The following is a 19,888-nucleotide window of genomic DNA, read 5'->3' as shown; positions in this document are numbered from 1 at the left end:
CATGATCGCCACCCTCGTCGCCCACCGCACCGCCGCCGGCCTCACCCTGCTGCTCGCCACCGTCCTGCTGTCCTTCGGCGCCGTTTCGTTGCGCGTCGACCCGGGGGCCGAGTCGATCCTTCCCTCCAAGGGGGACGACCTCCGGAATCTCCGCGATTTCAATGCCGCGTTCGGAGCGGACGAGGTCATCGTTCTGGCCCTTCACTCTCCCGGGCTTTTCACCCAGGAGGGGCTGCAGATCGTCGATCGCCTCACCCGGGAGGCGTCCAAGCTCCCGCACGTCCGCCGCGTGGTCTCCCCCACCAACGTCCAGGACCTGGACGGAGATGAGCTGGGGCCCGTCGCGTTCGCGCCCTACGCCCGCGTGCTTTCAGGGGCGATGTCCGCGGAAGAAATGGGAAAGAATCTCGGCTCCCATCCCCTCTACGGCAATCTGCTCGTCTCCCACGACGCCCGCACCGCCGCCCTCCTGCTCGAGGTGGAGAGAAGTGAAGCCGATTCCGACTACCGCAGCCGGCTCGTCGGCCAGGTCCGCGCGCTGGCTTCCAGCGCGCCGCGCCGGATGACCGTCCACGTGGCCGGAATTCCCGTCGAGAAGGCCGACGTGGCCGAGTCGATACGGCACGATCAGAGAGTCTTCGCTCCTCTGATCCTCGGAATCCTGGCCGCGGCGACCTTCGCGCTGTACCGCCACCCCGTGGGCGTCCTCGTTCCGCTCGGCGTCGTGGCGGTTTCGCTTCTCTGGACGCTGGGACTCTACTCCGCTGTAGGCCTTCCTCTGAACCCCGTCACCTCGCTGATCACTCCGGTCGTCCTGGTCGTCTCCGTGGAAGGGGCCATCCATCTGATCAATCACCACCTCAAGGCGAGGGCCGCGGGGCTTTCCCAGGAGGCGTCCCTGGCCCGGGCTTTCGGACTGTCGAAGGTTCCTTGTTTCAACGCCGCCTTCACGACCGCCGCCGGCTTCGGCTCCCTCGCCTTCTTTCCGGTCCCGGCGCTGCGCGAGTTCGGCGTGTTCACCGCCGCCGGCGTGATGATTTCCTATTTTCTGACGATGACGCTGGCCCCGCTTCTTCTTGCGATCCTCCCCGACTTCTCGCCGAGGCTGGTCCCGGCGCTGCGCCGCCGGAGGCTTGAACGAGCCCTGGCGAGGATCGCCACCGGGGTCGCGCGCCACCCGCTTCCCTTCGCTGTCGTCAGTCTGCTGGTCCTGGGCGCCTCGTCGGTCGGAGTCGGCCGGATCAAAGTGGAAACCGATCTCATCGGCTCGCTGCGGCCGGCCAGCCCCCTGGCTCGCGCGACCCGGTTCATCGACGAGCGGCTCACCGGCGTCAATTCGCTGGAGATCCTGATCCACGGCATCACCGCCGGGGACGCCGCGGGGCTCGAGAAGGTCTCCCGTTTTGAATCGGAGATTCGCGGCTTTGCCGGGATCCGCCAGGTCACCGGCTATCCCGATCTGGCGCGACGCGTGTGGCGCGCCTTCCATGAAGGGAAGGACGCCTACGCGCGCCTTCCGGAGGGCCCCACGGCGCGGGAGGACCTGGCCGACATCCATGATTTCCTGAAAGAGCAGGCGCCTTCCGAGCTGTCACGCTTCCTGTCCGAGCGGGCGCCGGTCCTGCGGCTCTCCGCCCGGGCTCAGGCGCTGGATACCGGGGCCTCCCAGAAGCTGTTCGATCGGATCCGCCGCGCCGCCAAGCGGCAAGGTCTGGGAGAGGTGATCCTGACCGGAAACTTCGCCGTCCTCTCCAACATGTCGACGTCGCTGGTGGCCAATCAAGTGCGCGGCTTGGTGCCCGCGGTCCTGGTGATCCTCTCCTGCATGGCGATCCAGTTCCGGTCGTTGCGGCTGGGACTGCTGAGCGCCGTTCCGACCGGCGCGCCCGTCTTGATCGTCTACGGGCTGATGGGGTGGATCGGCATTCCACTCTCGGTAGCCACCGCCGTCATCGCCAGCATCACGATCGGAATGACCGATGACAACACCATCCACCTGCTCTCCGGGTTCCGGGAGGAGATGGCGCGCAGCGGCGACCACGAAACGGCTTTGGAGGTTATGATGGATCGCTGCGGGCGCGCCGTGGTTTTTTCGACGCTGATCCTGGCCGTCGGCTTCTGGGTGGGCACCTTGAGCTCCTTCCTCCCATCGGTGCATTTCGCCTTCCTCACCGGCTTGACCTTGCTCGTCGGCCTGGCGTGCGAGCTGGTCCTCCTCCCTCTCTGCCTGATCCTGTTCCGGCCGCTCGGCCGCCCCGCGCCTTCAAGACCCAGGCAAGGACTCGGCGGACCGCGCGCCGTGATGGCGGCTGCGCTGATGCTCGCGGGCGCCGGCATCTCGCAGGCCGCTCCGGCCGGAGTCGTCCTGAAGGATCAATTCGGTCGCGCCGACGGCCCGGGCCTGCATCGAGGCGAGCCGGTCCTGCTTCTCTACGGCCGGGCGCCCGAGATGCGGCGGATGAAGAGCTGGGAGACGAAGATCGTCAAAGAGAACATCGGGCCTCTGCGAATCCTCCGGGCCGTGGACGCCCGCAACGTCCGCGGCCGGAAGACGGAAACCGAAGTGAACGAGCGCCTGCAGAAGAGCGTCCCGAAGGAGATCTCCCTCCTCGTCGATTGGGAGGGCCGCCTCGCCCGAGACTATTCGCTCTCCGGGCCGGGCGCCGCCGTCGTCCTCCTGGATGTCCGAGGAAAGGCCTGCGGAACGGAGCGCGGCCCGGTCACCGACGAGGGCGTCCGCCGGGTCCTCGGCCTCCTGTCACGAATCCGGAAGAAAGGAACGTGCCCATGAAAATCCTCCTCGTCGCCATGCCCGATTCCGCCTCCTGCTTCGATCACATGATGGAGCTTCCCAATCTCGGCCTCTGCTGCCTGGCCGGAAACCTGGAGGAGCGTCACGAGGTGCGAATCCTCGATCTGGTGAAGCACCGCCGCCGCGCCGCGCAGGCCCTGGAGCGCCAATTGCGGGAGTTCTCGCCCGACCTCGTCGGGATATCGGCCATGTCCTTCCAAATCGGGTCGGCGCGCAAGACGGCCGCCCTCAGCAAGGCGCTGAGGCCGGGCGTCGCCACCGTCCTGGGCGGCTACCATGCGACCATCATGTGGAAGGAGATCGGCGACGGACCCGATCGCGACCTGTTCGATTTCGTCGTCCGCGGGGAGGGCGAGGCGATCTTCAACGCGCTGGTCGAGACGCTGGACTCCCGGGGCGATCTCGACGCCATCGCCGGTCTTTCGTACCGGAAGAGCGGCGAGTACCACCACAACCCGCCGGCGCCGCTGCTGGAGCTGGACGACATCCGCCGGCCCGATCGCAGCCGCCGGGTCAGCGGCGATTTCCTGTGGATGGGACGGCCTTTCGACGTGGCCGAGACGAGCCGGGGCTGCACGATGCCGTGCGGGTTCTGCAGCATCCGGCGAATGTACGGCAAGACCTTCCGTCTCTACCCGGAGGACTGGATTGTCGCCGACCTGCACGACGCGCGGAGCCGCGGCGCCCGCGGGGTCCTTTTCGTGGACGACAACGTCACGCTCGACGGGCCGCGCCTCAAGGAGCTTTGCCTGCGGTTCGAACGGGAGAGGCTCAACGACCTGTTCCTGGTGATGCAGGCCAGCGTCTTCCCGATCGCGGCGGATCTCTCGCTCGCCGAGATGCTGGCCCGAGGCGGCGTGAAGATGGTCTTCCTGGGGATCGAAAGCGGCGACGAGAGGAATCTGAAGGTGCTCGGGAAGAGCAAGCAATCGAGCCGCACCGGCAAGGTGGTGAAGGCCCTCCGGGAGGCCGGGATCATCGTCATCGGCGGTTTCATCGTCGGGAATCCCGACGATCGGGAGGAGGACGTCCGCGCCACCTACCGCTACGTGCGCGACATCGGCGTCGACCACGGCATCGTGCAATGCCTCACGCCTTATCCCAAGACGGAGCTGCGCCGGCAGCTCCTGGAGCGGGATCTCGTCACCAACCCGGACGACCTGGATCGCTACAACGGCTTCATCCCGAACGTCCGGACCGAGCATCTCAGCGACAAGGATCTGGCCCGGATCATGACGAGCGCCGGAATCGGCCTCTACTGGGATCCGTTCTACATCCTCCAGAACGGTCTGTGGAAAGCCTGCCCCGACCAGACCTTCTGGATGCTCTGGAACAACGTCAAGTTCGTGTTCACCGGCTACGCGGGACGGATGTTCCTATCCCGCCACCGGTTCGAGCCGAGCGTCCCGCTGGAACTTCCGGAAGGGCTGAAGTCGCCGTCGTATCCGGAGATCCTTACCCCGGGAAAGGACCCCGTCTACGGCAGGGATCCGGGCACCGGGCGCGCCGCCGCCGCCGAGCCCTCTCCCTGAGCCGCCCAGCGCCGCAGCGCGGCCGCGAACACGACGTTCAGGACCAGCCCGAGGACTCCGCCGCGAGCACGCCGAGGACCGGCCGCTTGAGAGTTTGGTTCATCGCATCACGCCGAGGATCGGAGGGCCTCCACCGGCTCGAGCCGTGACGCTTTCAGAGCGGGGTAGATCCCGGAGAGGACCCCGAGGACCAGGGCGGTCCCCAGGGCGATCGCCAGCCCGTCGAGATGGATCGGCAATCCCGAGCGGAAGAAGCTTCCCGCCCATTTCGTGATCGCGATGCCGCCGCCGATCCCGAGCAGCCCCCCGAGCGAGGAGAGGATCACCGACTCGGAGAGGAACTGGAGAAAGATCTCGAAGTCGGTGGCGCCGATCGCTTTCCGCAGCCCGATCTCGTAGAGGCGCTCCCCGATGGAGATGAGCATCACCGAGAGAAGGCCAATCCCCCCCACGACCAGCGAGACTCCCGCGATGGCGCTCAGGACGACCGTCCACGACCGGATCTCCTCGGTGACCTCCTGGCGGGCGCGCAGCAGCTCCTCGGCGATGTTCTGGACCCGGAAGTCTTCGGCCCCGCGATGGGCGATCTTCAAGGAGGCCTGGACCTCCGCCTTCACGTCTCCCAGCCGCTCCACCTCGCCGGTCTTGATCGCCAGGGCGTCCAGGGGCTCGGCCTCCCCTTTGTAGAACTTCCTCAGCGTGCCGAGCGGCACGTAGAGTCCCTCCATCTCCTCGATGAAGTCGTCGTCGTTCACGAACTGGTTGCCCAGCTTCTTGCCGACGCCCACCACGGTGAAGACCCGCTCGCCGACCTTCACCGTCTTGCCGAGCGGGTCCTCGCTGCCGAACAAGCGGTTCTTCAGGCGGTACCCGAGGACGCAGACCCGGGTGAAGGAGTTCTCGTCCACCTCGTTGAAGAAGCGTCCCGATTCCACCTCCCGGTTGCGCACCGTGGCGTAGGAGGGGGTCACGCCGCTGATCCTGGCCTTGCGCTGGACGCTCCCGTTCCGGACGATCTCCTCCCAGAAGGTGACCGGCGCGACCGCGGTGACCAGCTTGCGGCGCGCCAGGACGATTTCCGCGTCGCGGGGGCGCAGGCCTTCGGAGCGGGCGAACACGGCGGACTCCCGCAGGTCCCTCGCCCCTCGATTCAGGACCAGGACCACCCCGTCGTAGCCGATGTCGGCGAAGCCGGCCCAGACCGTGGTGATGATCCCCTCGAGCAAGGAGGTCATCACCGTGATCGAGAGCGTCCCCAGGATGATCCCGAGAAGCGTGAGCATGGAGCGCATCTTGTGGTGGCGGATCTCGCCGAGAACGGTCCGCAGGATCTCCCAGAGCTTCATTCGTACCTCAGCGCCTCCACCGGGTTCAGGCGCGAGGCCTTGACCGCCGGATAGAGGCCGAAGAACAGGCCGACCGTCACCGACGCGATGACTCCCACGAGCGCCATCTTCATCGTGATGATCGCCGGCTGCCCGATCAGCGCGGAGATCGCCTGGGCGAAGCCGACGCCCAGGGCCAGCCCCAGGGTGCCGCCGATGGAGGTCACCAGGATCGACTCGACCAGGAACTGGGCCGCGATGTCGGTGCCCAGCGCCCCCATCGCCTTCCGGATCCCCACCTCCCGAATCCTCTCCTGGAAGGAGGCGAGCATGATGTTCATGATGACGATCCCGCCGACGACGAGCGAAACAATTCCGCTCACGAGAAAGACGACGTCGAAAGCCTGGTTCTGCTCGGCGCGCTGCCGCATCCTCTCCGCGCGGTTGATTACCTCGAAATCGGGGACGCCGGCGTGGCGCCGCAGCAGAATGGCCTTGATCGCCTCCGCGGCTTTCGGGTTGTTCTCGACCTTGTCCACCATGACGTTGATGTACTGGACGCGCTTGCGCGTGTCGCCGCTGAACCGGGCGATCATCGCGGAGAGCGGGACGAACGTCTGGCGGTTCATCCACTCCAGGGCGTTGTGGTCTCCCTTGCCGAAATAGAATTCCTTGCGCCTCATCACCCCGACGACCTTGAAGCCGACGTCGGAGATCGTCAGGATCTTGCCCACCGGATCCTCGTTGCCGAAGTAGAATCGGGCCGCCGTGTCCCCGAGGACGCAGACCCTCGACTGCGACTCGATGTCGTCGGGAATCAGGAACCGGCCGCGGGCCGGGTAGAACTTGTAGACGCTCGTATAGTCCGGCGTCGCGCCGGTCACGTCGTTGGTCCGCTCGTAGTCGCCGTAGCGTATCGGCAGCTCCGCCTGGGCGATCGGGTCGACCTGCGTGGCGAACGGGACCTCCTGCCTGATCGCCAGGGCGTCGCTCCAGGTCAGCCCGTCGCTGGCCAGCTGCCGCGCCGTCACGACCGTCGCCTTGACGGGACGGTTCACGACCAGGATCTTCGTCAGCCCGCCGAACTCGGAGAAGAACTTCGTCGCCTGGCGGCGCCCCGAATCGACCAGGCCCTGCACCGCCACCAAGGAGGCGACGCCGAGAATGACTCCCAGCGTCTGAAGGAACGTCCGCATCTTGTGCGTCCGGACGTCCACCAGGCCGTCGACGATCGACTCACGCAGGTTCAATGGCCGGCGCCTCCGGCGTCGTCTTCCTCGGGAGAGGCGACGAGACCATCGACGATGCGGACGACGCGGCTGGCGCGCGCCGCCACGTTCGGATCGTGGGTGACCAGGATGACGGTGTGGCCCTGACGATGGAGATCTCCGAAGAGCTCGAGGATGTCCTGGCCCGTTTTCGTGTCCAGGTTCCCGGTGGGCTCGTCGGCGAGGATGATGGAAGGATCGTTCACCAGCGCCCGGGCAATCGCCACCCTCTGCCGCTGCCCTCCCGAAAGCTGGGAGGGAACCGCGCGGGCGCGCTCGGCGAGACCGACTTTCCCGAGCGCCTCCAGCGCCCGCCGGCGGCGCTCGGCCCGTCCGGTGCCCCCGTAGAGCATGGGCAGCTCGACGTTCCGCAGGATGCTGGAGCGCGGCAGGAGGTTGAAGGTCTGGAAGACGAACCCGACCCGCCGGTTCCGGATCCGGGCGAGCTGCCGCGACGACATCTTCGAGACCGGGGTCCCCGCCAGGAGGTACTCCCCGTCCGTCGGGATGTCGAGACATCCGAGGATATGCATCAAGGTCGACTTGCCGGATCCGGAAGGCCCCATGATGGCGGCGTAGTCGCCCGAGGCCAGCTCCAGCGATATGCCGCGCAGGGCCTGGACCTGGTCGTCGCCGTCCCCGTAAACCTTCCGAACCCCTTCGAGACGGATGATGGGGCCGGTGGAATCCTCAGCGAGGGGCGTCGTGCTCGTCACGGTCAGTTCTCTTCCTCGATCTGGCGCGGCCGGGTCGGATCCTCCAGCGCCAGCTCGGCTCCTTCCTTGAGTCCCTCGAGAATCTGGGCCCGCTCGAGGCTCACCAGCCCGACCTTGACCTCCTTCTCCTCGAAGAAGCGCTCCCAGACATCCGAGACGTCGAGCTTCCCCGACTTCGTCTTGCGGGGCTGCTTCTGGCCTGCCTTCGCCTCGTCGAACGTCTTCTTCAACACGTACACCAGCTCACGGTCCTTCTTCTTGAATATCGCCTCGACCGGAACGCCCAGCACTTTGGAGACCTTGTCGCCGCGAACCTCGATGTTGGCCGTCATGCCGGCGCGGAAGTCGGGGATTTGCTCCCTCAGCGTCACCTCGACGTCGAAGACCTTCACTTTCTCCTTGAGGCGCGCGGCCGGGGAGATGTGCGTGACGCTTCCGTCGAAGCGCTTGTAGGGAAACGCGTCGACCGTGATCATGACCGGCATGCGGTCGCGGACCCGGCCGATGTCCACCTCGTTGATCGAGGCCTTGATCAGCATCGAGCCGACGTCGGCCACCGTGTACAGGGCCGTGCCTTCGTTGAACGAGGAGAGGCCCGAGCTGACCGTCTGTCCCACCTCGACGTTCCGCTTGATGACGGTGCCGTCCATGGGAGAGACGATGTTCACCCGCTGGGACGTGGAGATCTTCCCCTCGATCGGGATGCCACTCTCCTTCACGATGAGGTTCTTCGTCCGGGCCGATTCCAGCGTCTCGGAGGCCGCCTCGAAGCGCACGCTGAAATCCTTGAGCTGCACGTCGGAGAGGAGCCCCTCTTCGTGCAGCCGGGTGTTGGTCTCCAGGTCCTTCTGGGCGTCCCGGGCCCGGATCTCCGCCATGTTGAGGTTCGAGCGCACCTCGGACAGGGTCTGCGCCTGATTGACGTCGGGCTCGACGCGGGCCAGGATCTGCCCGCGCACCACCCGGTCCCCTTCGCGGACGAGCAGCTCGGTGACCTTTCCGGAAAGGGTCGATTTCACGTCCACCTTCACGACCGGCTCGATCGTCCCGACTTCGTTGACGGTGACCTGAATCTCGGAAATCTCCGACTTCCCCAGGCGGATGTCGAGGTCCTCGGGAGAAACCCCCCGGTTGTTCCGGGCGAAGCTTCCTTTGGCATAGAAGGCGGCCCCACCCCCAAGCACGAGGATCAGAATCAGTCCGACCCAGATCCACCGGCGTCTCCCCTTCCTCGACATGCCTGCCATGCAAGTTCCTCCCTGTTCGAGACTCGAGATATGTTTTCGGGCCTGGGGGATCGGCCTCCCGCAGAGCCGGCTGAGTTTTGCGCCGCTGCCCTCTGTTACGAAAGTTCGGACTGGATTGTTCGCCAAGTTTAGCACGAGGCTCCCCGGGCGAAGGCCGCCGGGCGAAAATGACTTCGGGGGGATTTCCCATCTGGACTAGAATGCCCCCCGCGCCCGGCTCGCCGCCGCCGGCGCGAGCGATCCGAAATGCCGTCCCACGAGGGGAATGCCGTTTCTTGGAGGGCTCGATGAGCGCCAAGCCACCGCCCCTGGCCCGAGCCGGACAGCGGCTCGCCGAGGCTTGCGAGCGCTACTTCCCGGACGCCTTCGTTTTCGCCCTGGCCGCCGTCCTGCTCACCTTCGGCGCCGGCCTGCTGCTGGGGGAGAGCCCGCAGCGCCTGGTGACCGAGTTCGGCGAAGGATTCTGGGTCCTGGTCCCCTTCACCATGCAGATGGTGATGGTGATCCTGGGTGGCTTCGTGGTCGCCTGCTCACCGCCCGCGGCGCGGCTCATCCGCGCCCTCGCCTCCCTGCCCGTCCAGCCGAGGAGCGCCGTCGCCTTCGTGGCCTTCTTCGCCATGGCCACCTCGATGATCTCCTGGGGCCTTTCACTGGTCTTCACGGGGCTCCTCGTCCGGGAAGTGGTGTCCCGGGTCGAAGGGGTCGACTATCGCGCCATCGGGGCGGCGGCCTACCTTGGATTGGGCAGCGTCTGGGCCCTCGGCTTCTCCTCCTCGGCCGCCCTGATGCAGGCGACCCGCTCGGCGATCCCCGCCGCCCTGCTTCCGGTCACCGGAGTCATCCCCTTGAGCGATACGATCCTGCTCTGGCAGAACCTGGCCTCCGCCGCGGTGCTGGTCGCCGTCTCGGTCGCCGTGGCCTACTTCTCCTGCCCCTCGGCCAAGAACGCCCGGACGGCCCGGCAGATGGGGATCCGGTTCGAGCCGCTGACGGTGGAGCGCGCTCCGGCCAGGACGCCCGCCGAGAAGGTCGAGGACAGTGTCGTGCTGGGGGTGGCGGTGGCGGGGCTGATGGCCGTCTACCTGGGACTCCAGCTCTATCGGAAGGGCCTCGTCGCGGCGCTGGATCTGAACCACTTCAACATGGCCTTTCTGGCGCTTGGGCTCCTCCTGCACGGACGGCCGAAATCGTTTCTCTCGGCGGTGGCGAAATCGGTTCCCGCCACCGCCGGGGTGTTGATCCAGTTCCCGTTCTATGCGGGGATCTTCGGCATGATCTCGCGGACCCATCTTGCCGGCTTCCTCGCCGACTGGTTCGTGCGCCTTTCGACGAAGGCGACTTTTCCCCTGATGGTCGCCGTCTACTCCGCGGTCCTGGGGCTGTTCGTCCCTTCCGGCGGAGGGAAGTGGGTGATCGAAGCCCCTTACGTGATGGCGGGGGCCAACGCCTGGAAGGTGCATCTCGGCTGGACGGTGCAGATCTACAACGCCGCGGAGGCGCTCCCGAATCTCATCAATCCTTTCTGGATGCTTCCTTTGATGGGAATCCTCAACGTCCGGGCTCGCGACTTGGCGGGCTATTCGATCCTGCAGCTCGCGTTCCATGCGCCGATCGTCCTCTTCCTCTGCTGGCTGTTCGCGCAGACGCTTCCCTACGTTCCCCCCGTCTTGAATTGACGAGGCTCGGAGCATGAAAAAAGGGGCGCCGCAGCGCCCCTTCCCGTTTCCCGGACTTCCGGACCGGCCGAAAAGTCAGTTCTTCTTCGGGGCCGGTTCGGCCGCCTTGGGGGTTTCCCGAACGGCCTCGATGTTCAGGGTGACTTCGACGTCGTCGCCGAGAAGCAACCCTCCCCCTTCCACCGCCTTGTTCCAGGAGATTCCAAAATCGCTCCGCTTGAGGGTGGTCTTCGCTTCAAAGCCGCCGCGGTATCCTCCCCACGGGTCCGGGCTGAAGCCGAGGACGTCCGCCTCCAGCGTGACCGGCTTGGTGACTCCGTGCAAGGTGAGGTTGCCTTTCACCGCGGCGTGATTCGGCCCTTTCTGGATCACTTCGGTCGAGACGAAGGTCATCTTGGGGTACTTGGCGGCGTCGAAGAAGTCGGGACTCTTCAGGTGCTTATCCCGATCCTCCACACCCGTGTCGATGCTGCCGGTGTCGATCGAGACGTCGACCTTCGCCTTCGAGAGATCCTTGGGATCGAGGGCAATCGTTCCTTCGTAGTTCTTGAAGTGGCCCGGGACCTTGCTGAAGAAGTGGCGAATCGAGAATCCCACGTTGGAGTGGTCCGGATCGATCTTGTAGGCTTCGTTCTTGGCGCTTTCGGTGACGGCGAAGACGAACGCGGCGGGCAGCATCAGGCTCAGCACCAGGACGGGAAGAGCTCGGTTGACCTTCACGACACCTCCAGTTGAGTAGAGAAGCGACGTTTCCTGAGATGCTGCGCGACAGCGGGGCGATTCCGAAAGGCCGGCTCTACTTTCCGGGTTTTGCCAGCTCCCGATCGATCACCTCTGAGAAGGCTTCGTAGCCCTGTGCGCCCACGACCGGAATCCCGTTGATGAAGAACGAGGGCGTGCTGCTCACTCCCGCCTTCGTCCCGTCTTGCATGTCCTTGCTCACTTCCGCGGCGAACTTGCCCGATTCGAGACAGGTCTTGAAAGCGTCGCCCTTCAGCCCCAGCCGTTCCGCGGTGGCCTGAAGATCGGCCACGGCAAGCTTGCTCTGGTCGGCGTAGAGGGCGTCGTGATACTCCCAAAACTTCCCCTGCTCGTTGGCGCATTGGGCCGCCTCGGACGCCTTCGGGGCCAGGGGGTGCATGGAGAGCGGGAAATCACGATAGACGAACCGCACCTTGTCCTTGTAGTTCTCGAGGACCTGCTTCACGGTCCCCTCCACACGGCTGCAGAAGGGGCACTGGAAATCGGAAAACTCGACGATCGTCACTTTCGCGGCCGCGGGCCCCCGGGACGGATCGTCGTCGACGCCGACGGCGACGCGGGCCGGCTCCATCAAGACCTGAACCTTGTACTTGCTGCGCAGCGATTTCAGGAAGCTCTGCTGGATGGGAGGCTTCTTCTGCTCCTTGAGGAACTTGACGATTTCGGGCTGCACCTGCTCCTTGGTCTTCCCCGGCAGCCGCGCCTTGTTGGCTTCCCAGACCTGATCGATCTCGGCCTGCGTCGGCTCCGTCACCTTCGCATTGATCTCCTTCTCCAGCAGGGCTTCCCGGGTGACTCCCTGCACCTTGGCTTCCTTGTCCAGGAGCCTCTCCGCGAGCATCTGCTCGAGGGCCTGCTGCCGGACCTCGTAGAGCTGTTGGCTGACCTTCTCGTCGAGCTCGCTCTGGGTGATCGGCTGCCCGTCGATCATCGCGACGGCGGGATTCAAGGCCGTTGTGTCTTTCTTGGAGGAGGCCCCGACGGAGGTCGCCGAGGAGCAGGCGGCGACCACGAAACAAAGCGCCACGAACGCGATCAGGGGAAACCATCGGAAACGGGGGAACATCATGACCTCCTGGGTTGGAAAATTCGGCGACGTCCCCGGAGCCCTTCCCGGAGCCTCGCCGATCGAACGATGACGTGGGGAGCGAAATTCCCGGAGCCCATTGTAAGGCCTGCCCTCCCCGAATTCCAACCGGCATCCGCCGGAGTCAGGACTCTCGCACGCGCGCCGCGATGCGCTCGACGCCTTCCCGAAAGACCCCCTCCGCCGGGAGGAGGCTCAGGACGAGGTAGGCGGGCGAGGGAAAATCGAAGAAATAGCCGGGATGAACCAGGACATGATCCCGTTCCAGCAGGCAGAGAACCCAATCCTCCTCGGACATCAGGGCCGGGATCCTGAGGACCGCCGACCAGCCCCCTTCCCCCGGAAGCGCCTGGCAGGCCGAGCCGGCCGCCTTTTCTTGAAGAAAGGCGCGGTTCCGCCGCACCCGCCGCTGGATCTCCCCGCGGAGCCCCCGGGAAAGCTCCAGCAGGTCCGGGGCGGCCTGTTGGACGGGAATGTTCACCGGGAGATAGGTGTCGGCGATCAACTCCAAGCGCTCGCAGGCCTCCCGGCGCAGGTTGGCGGGGCCCCCGACGGCGATCCAGCCCAGCTTCAGCTGCGGCAACCCGGCCAGCTTGGAAAGTCCCCCCAGGCTGAAGGAGAGGACCGACTCCGCTTCCAGCACGCTGGCCGCGCGGCGGGGATCGGGACCTTCCGGGTATTCGGCGAAGACTTCGTCCCCGACGAGGGCCGCCCCGCGCTCATGGCAAGCCGGCGCGAGGCCTTCGAGCTCGTCGCGCTTCAGATAGGTCCCCGTGGGATTGTTGGGGCTGACGATCACCACCGCCCGGGTCCTCGGGCCGAGCCGCGACGTCACCGCGGACGGCTCGAGGGCCCAACCCCCTTCGGGGGAGAGGGGGTAGGGAACGGAGCGGACGGAATCGAGGCGGGCAAGGAAGTCGAAAAGGGGGTAGCTCGGCTGCGGCACCAGCACCTCGTCCCCGGGATCGGCGAGAAGCTTGAAAACCCAGGCATAGGAGTCGCTCGAGCTCGCCGTGAGAAACAGATCCTCCGCGCTCACTCCGACGCCCCGCTCCGCGAAGACGCGCGCGATCGCCTCTCGCGCCGGGCGCAGGCCGCGCGGATTCGGCTCGTAGGCGAGGGACGCCGGCCGGGCGAGCGCCCTGAGGATCTCCGGCCCAGGGTAGGCAAAACCCGCGCGGGTGGGATTGGTCTCGGTCAAGTCGAGAATCGGCTCCGCGCCGGACCGCCTTTCCTCCAGCAGGCGGGCGAGGCGGTTCGAGGATCGATCCCAGCCGGTTCGGGAGGAGAACATCACGCGGTGGGTCCTTGCTGCGGGCCGGTCAGCGGGTGGCGGCCAGATACTCGATGAGATCGAATTTCGTGATCACGCCCCGCAGCCGCCCCTTCTCGACGACCAGGGCGACCTTGCCGCGCGAGATGATGTCGGAGAGCCGGGAGATCGGCGCGGCCGGCTCAGTGACCTCGTAATTGGGCTCGGCCAGGCCGCCGACGGGACGGTGCGCGGCGGCCGGATCGCCCAGGAGGGCCCCCAGCAATCCCCCCTCCGAGATCATCCCGGTCAGCTGCTCGCCGTCGAGGACCGGAAGCTGGGAGATGCCGTGCTTCTTCATGAGGCCGATGACGGAGCGGACCGGATCGGAGGCCTGCGCCGAGATCACCTGCTGCCGGCGCTTGTCCATGAGATCGGCGACCTTCCCTTCGAGATCCTCATCGAGGAAATCGTTCTGCCGAAGCCACCGGTCGTCGTACACCTTGCTCAGGTAACGGGAACCCGAATCGGGCAGGATCAGGACGATCGTCTTCGCCTCGGGGCGCTCGCGGGCGAACTTGATCGCGCCGGCCATGGCGCCGCCGCAGGAGCCGCCCCCGAACAGCCCTTCCTTGCGCGTCAGCTCCCGGGCCATCTGGAAGCATTCCTTGTCCGAGACCTGCACCACGTCGTCCACCACCTCGAGATCGATGCTGCCGGGGATGAAGTCCTCCCCGAATCCCTCCACCTTGTAGGTCTTGAGGACCTTCGGCGCGGTCCCCGTCCGGACGTAGTCGTAATAGATCGAGCCGACCGGATCGACGAGGACCATCCTGACCGATTGCTTGCGAGGCTTGATGTAGCGGGCGATTCCGGTGATCGTCCCCCCGGTTCCGGTGGCCACCACGACGGCGTCCAGGCGGTCCCCGAGCTGCTCCCAGATTTCGGGGCCGGTCGTCCGGAAATGGGCCTCAGCGTTGCTGGGATTGTCGTACTGGTTGGCGAAGAAGGCATTGGGGGTGGTTTCGGCGATTCGCCGGGCCACCTGATAGTAGCTTCGGGGATCCTCCGGAGAGACCGCCGTCGGGGTGGAAACGACCTTGGCGCCGAACGCCTGCAGCGCCTTGATCTTCTCGTCGCTCACCTTGTCGGGCATCACCAGGATGGTGTGGTAGCCGCGCGCCGCGCAGACCATGGCGAGGCCCATGCCGGTGTTGCCCGAGGTGCACTCGACGATCGTGCCCCCCGGCTTGAGGCGGCCCGTCTTCTCCGCGTCGTCGACGATCTGGATGGCGATGCGATCCTTGACGCTGGCGCCGGGATTGAGGTACTCCAGCTTGGCGTAGAAGGTCGCGCCCGTCTCCTGGCCCAGCCGGTTGATCCGGACCAGCGGAGTCTTCCCCACCGCGTCGATGACGTTGTCGAAGACGTTCATGGCGGGGATCTTGATGCCAAGCGGGGGAAAGAGTCAAGGCCGCCCGAAGGCCGGGGCGCGCCCCGGGGCGCGCCTCCCGCCGGCCGAAAAGTGCTAGAATGCAGGTGGCGGCGCTTGGCGAGTCGGCCGAGTCGGCGACGACGGCGCAAAAGACGACGGCGCAAAGACGGAGTGGAACATGGAAGAGAGCGGCGGCGACCTCAAGTCGAAGATCCAGGAAATGATCGATTACCAGATCAATCCGGCCGTCGCGGGACACGGGGGCTTCATCGAGCTTCTCGATTTCAAGGACGGCGTCGTCTACCTGCGGATGGGAGGGGGCTGCCAAGGGTGCGGCATGGCCAACGTGACCCTCAAGCAGGGAATCGAGCGGATGATTCGCGAGGAGATCCCGGAAGTCCAGCAAATCGTCGATACGACCGACCACGCGGGCGGCACCAACCCTTACTACCAGCCCTCCAAGTAGACCGGGCCGCCGCTTTCGAGCTTCGCCGATGAGGCAGCCCGGTTCGATCCTCCTAATCTCCTGCTACGAGCTGGGCCACCAGCCCCACGGAATCGCTTCGCCTCTCGGCTTCCTCCAGCGGGCCGGCTTCGCCCCCGACGCGCTCGACGTGGCGCGCGGGCCGCTGCTTCCCTCCAGAATCCTCCGGGCGCGCCTGATCGGCATCTCGGTCCCGATGCACACCGCGCTCCGCCTGGGAATGCGCGTCGCCGAGAGGATTCGCCGGCTGAACCCGGCGTGTCACGTTTGCTTCTACGGTCTCTATGCGCACTTGAACGCCGCCTGCCTGCTCGGGACCCTCGCCGATTCCGTCATCGGCGGCGAATATGAGGAAGCGCTGGTCGCCCTGGCGGAGGCGCTGGAACGCGGCGCGGACCCGCGCAGCGTGCCGGGGCTGGGAGTTCCGGGTCGTCCCGAGCCTCCGATCCTGGCGCGGCTCCGGTTCGCGCCCCCGGAGAGAAGGCTGCTGGCGCCGCTCGCCTCTTATGCGTCGCTGGTCACCGGCGAGGAGACCCGTCTCGCCGGCTACACCGAGGCGAGCCGCGGCTGCCTGCACCGCTGCCGCCACTGCCCGATCCCCCCCGTCTATGACGGCCGCTTCTTCGTCGTTCCGCGAGACGTCGTCCTCGCGGACGTCCGCTCGCAAGTAGAAGCGGGCGCCCGGCACGTCACCTTCGGCGATCCCGACTTCCTGAACGGCCCGGCCCACTCGCTGGCCATCCTGCGGGAGATGCGGCGGGAGTTCCCTTTCGTGAGCTACGATTTCACCGCCAAGATCGAGCATCTCCTGAAGCACCGCGGGCTCCTTCCGGAGATGGCGTCGCTCGGCTGCTCGTTCATCGTCTCGGCGGTCGAGTCGCTGAGCGACCGGGTGCTCGGGATTCTCGACAAGGGGCACTCGCGCGCCGACGCGCTGGAGGCTTTCCGGATCGTGCGCGACGCCGGCATCACGCTGCGCCCTTCCCTCCTCCCGTTCACTCCCTGGTCGACGCTCGAGGAGTACGGCGAGCTTGTCGATTTCATCGAGGAGGAGGATCTCATCGAGGCGGTCGACCCGGTGCAGCTCGCCGTCCGGCTCCTGATCCCGGCGGGCTCGCTGCTTCTCTCGCATCCGGCGATGCTCCCCTACCTCAAGGAATCGGGCGAAAGCGCCTCGATCAGTCATGCCTGGTCGCACCCCGACCCCCGAATGGACGCCCTGCACCGCAGGATCACCGCCCTGATCGAGAGGGCGGCCCACGATCAGGAGGATCCCCGGCTGACGTTCCGGCGGATCGGGCGGTGCATCCGCGCCGCGGCGGGCGCGCCGTCCGCCGAGGATTCCGTCGGCCTGCTCCCGTCCGACTCCTTTCCCAGGCGGCATCTTCCGCGGCTCACCGAATCGTGGTTCTGCTGAGCCGAGCCCACCGAGGGTCAGTTGGACCCTCTGCGCCACGTCAATCGCCTCGTTTGAAAGGAAGGACCGGCCGGCCGCCGGGCGCTCGCGGGGCGCACCCCGGAGGCGGCTTGATCAGGCGGGTGAGACCACGATCGAAAGACGCCGGTGGGCGCGCCGGAGAGCTTCTTCGACTTCCTCGGGGGTCTCGCCGCGGGCGACGATGAAGCCGAGGTAGCGCGCTCCCTCGGGAAGCGGCCAGATTTCCTGGCCGAGCGGAATCGACTGGGTCACCGATTCGATCCCCCGGACCCGCCGCGCCTCGTCCGCGCCGCCGAACTCCCGCAGCACTCCGCCGCCTGGAATCGGGATCATCATCACGCCCGCGGCCGAGCGCTCCCGCACGAGGCTTCCGACTTCCAGGCCGAGGGCGTGGCGCAGGATCAGCTCTTCGAGGGAGAGGCCCGCCCCGAAGCGCAGCGCCCGCGAACAGAGCCCGCCGATCGAGCGCGGCGCCAGCTCGAGCGGCCACACCCCTTCGTCGTTGACTCTCAGCTCCGCGTGCAACGGCCCCTCCCTCAGATGGAGGGCCGACGCGGCCCGCCCGACGGTGGCCGCGATCTCCTCCTGGGTCTCCCGCGGCAGGCGCGAGGGAGTTACGTAAAGTGTTTCCTCGAAATAGGGGCCTTCGAGTGGATCGGGTTTGTCGAACAACGCAAGCACTCTCGACGATCCGCCCGACAGGAGGCCTTCGACGGCGACCTCCTTGCCGGGAATGTAACGCTCCGCCAGGATGAAGCGGGCGGCGTCCCCGCCCTTGCCCGCGACTTCCGGCCGGAGGAGGATCTCCCGGACGCGTTGAAAGGCGCGGAGGAAGCCGGCCGGATCGTCGGCGCGAACGACGCCGCGGCTGGCCGACAGGAACAGCGGCTTGAGGACGCAGGGGTAGGAAACCTGGCGCGCCGCCGCGCGCGGCTCCTCCTCGAGGGAGAATCTCCAGAACTCCGGCCCTTGCAGGCCGGCCGCCCTGAGGAGAAAGCGCATCCGGTGTTTGTCCCGGCCGGCGCGCGCCGCTTCCGCCGGATTGTGCGGAAGGCCCAGCGCCTCGGCGGCCGTCGCCGCGACCAGAGTGGTCTCGTCTTCGACGCCGATCACTGCCGCCAGCGGGAAGCGGCGGGAGAATTCGACGATGCGCCGCGTGGCCGCGGCCGGATCCAGGAAGTCGAGCTGGATCGAGCTCCCGGGGGCCGCCTCCTCCAGCGTCTGGCGCTGATCGGTGCCCACCGTGACGTCCACCTCCAGTGCCGCGGCCGCCGACAGAAAATCGGCCGCCCGGTAGGTGGTCGCGGGCATCAGCAGCAGCACTCTGCGTCCCATGCCGGGCATTCTAACAGCCTCTGTTATACTGCGTCCGCACGGCGTCCCGCCTCCGTGACGCGGAGGATCGCATGCCTGGAAAGTACTTCGAAGACCTCGAAGTGGGAGCGCGGTTCCGGCACGGCGCCGCGCGCACCGTGACCGAGACCGACAACGTCCTCTTCTGCTCGCTGACGGCCAACACCCAGCCTCTCCACCTCGACGAGGAGTTCGCCTCCCGGACTCCCTTCGGGCGGCGGATCGTCAACGGCATCTACACGCTCGGGCTCGTGGTGGGGCTCACCGTCCCCGAGCTGACGGAGGGGACGATCGTGGCGAACCTCTCCTACGAGCGGGTGACGCACCCGAGGCCGGTCTTCCCCGGAGACACCCTCTCGGTCGAGACCGAGGTGCTCGAGAAGCGGCCTTCGAAATCGAAGCCCCAACAGGGAATCGTCCGGCTCCGCCACCGGGGGAGCAACCAGAAGGGAGAAGTCGTCGTGGAAGTCGAGCGGACCGTGCTCTTCCTGAGGAGGCCTTCGTGACGGGCTCCCCGGCGCCCCGCGTTCGCCGGACCTTGCTGTTCGTGCCGGGCGACGACGCCCGCAAGGCGGCCAAGGCCGCCGCCGCCGGCGCCGACGCGGTCGTCCTGGACCTGGAGGACGCGGTCGCCGCGGACCGGAAGATCGCCGCCCGCGAGATCGCCGCCGCTTCGCTGGCGAATCTCGATTTCGGTGCCAGCGAGCGGCTCGTCCGGATCAACCCGGTCGGCTCGGGGCTCGATGCCGGAGATCTGGAGGCGACCCTCTCGGCGCGGCCGGACGGCTACGTCATCCCCAAGGTGGAGTCGCAGGACCAGATCCGGGAGATGGTGCGGCGGACCTCCCTGGGGCCGGTGCCGCTGCTCGCGCTGATCGAGACGGCGCGCGGCGTCGTCAATTTGAAGGAGATCGCCGGAGCCGATCCCCGGCTCCAAGGCCTCATCTTCGGCGCCGAGGATCTGGCGGGCGACATGGGGGCGGTGCGGACGCGTGAAGGATGGGAATCGTTCTGGGCGCGCGGCGCGGTCGTCACGGTGGCCGCCGCCTTCTCGCTTCAGGCGATCGACACCGTTTTCATCGATCTCGACGACGAGGAGGGGCTCCGGAAGGACGCGGCGCTCGCCTGCCAGATGGGCTATTCAGGGAAGCTGGCGATCCATCCCAAGCAGGTCCCCGTCATCGCGGCGGCGTTCACCCCCTCGGACGAGGAGATCGCCCGGGCGCGGCGCCTGATGGAGCTGCATGCCCGGCATCAGGCTTCCGGGACGGGAGCGTTCGCGCTGGACGGCAAGATGGTCGACTGGCCGATGGTGCGAGCCGCCGAGCGGCTGCTCGCCCGCGCCCGCGACGCCGGGAAAGCCTAGTGTTGCGTTTCGGAAATCATGTTAACACCGAGGTCGCCGAGGCGCCCGGATCGCAAGGCGCGCCAGAGCGTCGCGTACCCAAGGCGGTACGCAAGCGAGGCGCAACGCGGCGAGCCGGGATGGATCGGGGGCCGA

General features: G+C 66.9%; 16 protein-coding genes. 7 read left to right on the top strand and 9 right to left on the bottom strand.

The genetic code is table 11. The annotated features are described in order from the left end of the window. The first annotated feature begins 1 nt into the window (after position 1). Together VGR67_08255 and VGR67_08250 are read left to right on the top strand one after the other, a co-directional pair. Positions 2-2,791 carry an MMPL family transporter gene (locus VGR67_08255; GenBank protein ID HEV8336390.1) on the top strand — a complete coding sequence of 930 codons (2,790 nt, stop codon included), beginning with the start codon at positions 2-4 and terminating at the stop codon, positions 2,789-2,791. Then, positions 2,788-4,344, top strand: coding sequence for a radical SAM protein (locus VGR67_08250; GenBank protein HEV8336389.1), 1,557 nt, complete (start codon positions 2,788-2,790; stop codon positions 4,342-4,344). Before VGR67_08255 ends, VGR67_08250 begins: the two co-directional genes overlap by 4 nt. Positions 4,345-4,451: 107 nt before the next feature. On the opposite strand, the gene VGR67_08245 is transcribed toward VGR67_08250, so the two are convergent. The 4 genes from VGR67_08245 to VGR67_08230 are packed head-to-tail and all read right to left on the bottom strand — an operon-like array spanning position 4,452 to position 8,900. Then, a complete protein-coding gene (locus VGR67_08245; GenBank protein HEV8336388.1) occupies positions 4,452-5,690 on the bottom strand; it encodes an ABC transporter permease in 1,239 nt (412 codons plus the stop codon). Continuing rightward, complete coding sequence (locus VGR67_08240; GenBank protein ID HEV8336387.1) at positions 5,687-6,919, bottom strand: ABC transporter permease; 1,233 nt, start codon at positions 6,917-6,919, stop codon at positions 5,687-5,689. The genes VGR67_08245 and VGR67_08240 overlap by 4 nt, the downstream gene beginning before the upstream one ends. Continuing rightward, a complete protein-coding gene (locus tag VGR67_08235; protein HEV8336386.1) occupies positions 6,916-7,653 on the bottom strand; it encodes an ABC transporter ATP-binding protein in 738 nt (245 codons plus the stop codon). The genes VGR67_08240 and VGR67_08235 overlap by 4 nt, the downstream gene beginning before the upstream one ends. A gap of 2 nt (positions 7,654-7,655) precedes the next feature. Further along, positions 7,656-8,900, bottom strand: coding sequence for an efflux RND transporter periplasmic adaptor subunit (locus VGR67_08230; protein ID HEV8336385.1), 1,245 nt, complete (start codon positions 8,898-8,900; stop codon positions 7,656-7,658). A 287-nt stretch (positions 8,901-9,187) separates the two neighbouring features. Here VGR67_08230 and VGR67_08225 point away from each other — a divergent pair, with 287 nt between their 5' ends. Further along, entirely contained in the window at positions 9,188-10,576 is a 1,389-nt protein-coding gene (locus VGR67_08225; GenBank protein HEV8336384.1) for a TIGR00366 family protein, read from the top strand. 75 nt (positions 10,577-10,651) lie between these two features. Here the strand turns inward: VGR67_08225 and VGR67_08220 are convergent, their stop codons facing one another. The 4 genes from VGR67_08220 to VGR67_08205 form a co-directional block, all read right to left on the bottom strand. Beyond that, the gene (locus VGR67_08220; GenBank protein HEV8336383.1) at positions 10,652-11,296 is read right to left on the bottom strand and encodes a YceI family protein; all 645 of its coding nucleotides are present in this window, start codon (positions 11,294-11,296) and stop codon (positions 10,652-10,654) included. 76 nt (positions 11,297-11,372) lie between these two features. Beyond that, positions 11,373-12,407: a thioredoxin domain-containing protein gene (locus tag VGR67_08215; protein ID HEV8336382.1), complete on the bottom strand. Its 1,035-nt coding sequence runs from the start codon at positions 12,405-12,407 to the stop codon at positions 11,373-11,375. Positions 12,408-12,549: 142 nt separating this feature from the next. Further along, positions 12,550-13,719: a pyridoxal phosphate-dependent aminotransferase gene (locus VGR67_08210; protein ID HEV8336381.1), complete on the bottom strand. Its 1,170-nt coding sequence runs from the start codon at positions 13,717-13,719 to the stop codon at positions 12,550-12,552. Between the two features lie 28 nt (positions 13,720-13,747). Beyond that, positions 13,748-15,112, bottom strand: coding sequence for a cysteine synthase A (locus VGR67_08205; protein HEV8336380.1), 1,365 nt, complete (start codon positions 15,110-15,112; stop codon positions 13,748-13,750). A gap of 178 nt (positions 15,113-15,290) precedes the next feature. Between VGR67_08205 and VGR67_08200 the strand changes: the two genes are divergently transcribed. Both VGR67_08200 and VGR67_08195 read left to right on the top strand, forming a co-directional pair. Continuing rightward, positions 15,291-15,578, top strand: a complete 288-nt coding sequence (locus tag VGR67_08200) for a NifU family protein (protein ID HEV8336379.1) — start codon at positions 15,291-15,293, stop codon at positions 15,576-15,578. Positions 15,579-15,606: 28 nt separating this feature from the next. After that, entirely contained in the window at positions 15,607-17,013 is a 1,407-nt protein-coding gene (locus VGR67_08195) for a CUAEP/CCAEP-tail radical SAM protein (protein ID HEV8336378.1), read from the top strand. Positions 17,014-17,127: 114 nt separating this feature from the next. On the opposite strand, the gene VGR67_08190 is transcribed toward VGR67_08195, so the two are convergent. Then, the gene (locus VGR67_08190; GenBank protein HEV8336377.1) at positions 17,128-18,369 is read right to left on the bottom strand and encodes an ATP-grasp domain-containing protein; all 1,242 of its coding nucleotides are present in this window, start codon (positions 18,367-18,369) and stop codon (positions 17,128-17,130) included. A gap of 20 nt (positions 18,370-18,389) precedes the next feature. On the opposite strand from VGR67_08190, the gene VGR67_08185 reads away from it, so the two are divergent. Beyond that, entirely contained in the window at positions 18,390-18,893 is a 504-nt protein-coding gene (locus VGR67_08185; protein ID HEV8336376.1) for a MaoC family dehydratase, read from the top strand. Further along, a complete protein-coding gene (locus VGR67_08180) occupies positions 18,890-19,753 on the top strand; it encodes a CoA ester lyase (protein ID HEV8336375.1) in 864 nt (287 codons plus the stop codon). The genes VGR67_08185 and VGR67_08180 overlap by 4 nt, the downstream gene beginning before the upstream one ends. Positions 19,754-19,888: the final 135 nt, after the last annotated feature.

The organism is Candidatus Polarisedimenticolia bacterium (genome assembly GCA_036004685.1).
Classification (GTDB): Bacteria; Acidobacteriota; Polarisedimenticolia; order Gp22-AA2; family AA152; genus DASYRE01.
The sequence above is the reverse complement of the archived record's forward strand: the minus strand, read 5'-3'. Positions and strand labels throughout refer to the sequence as shown.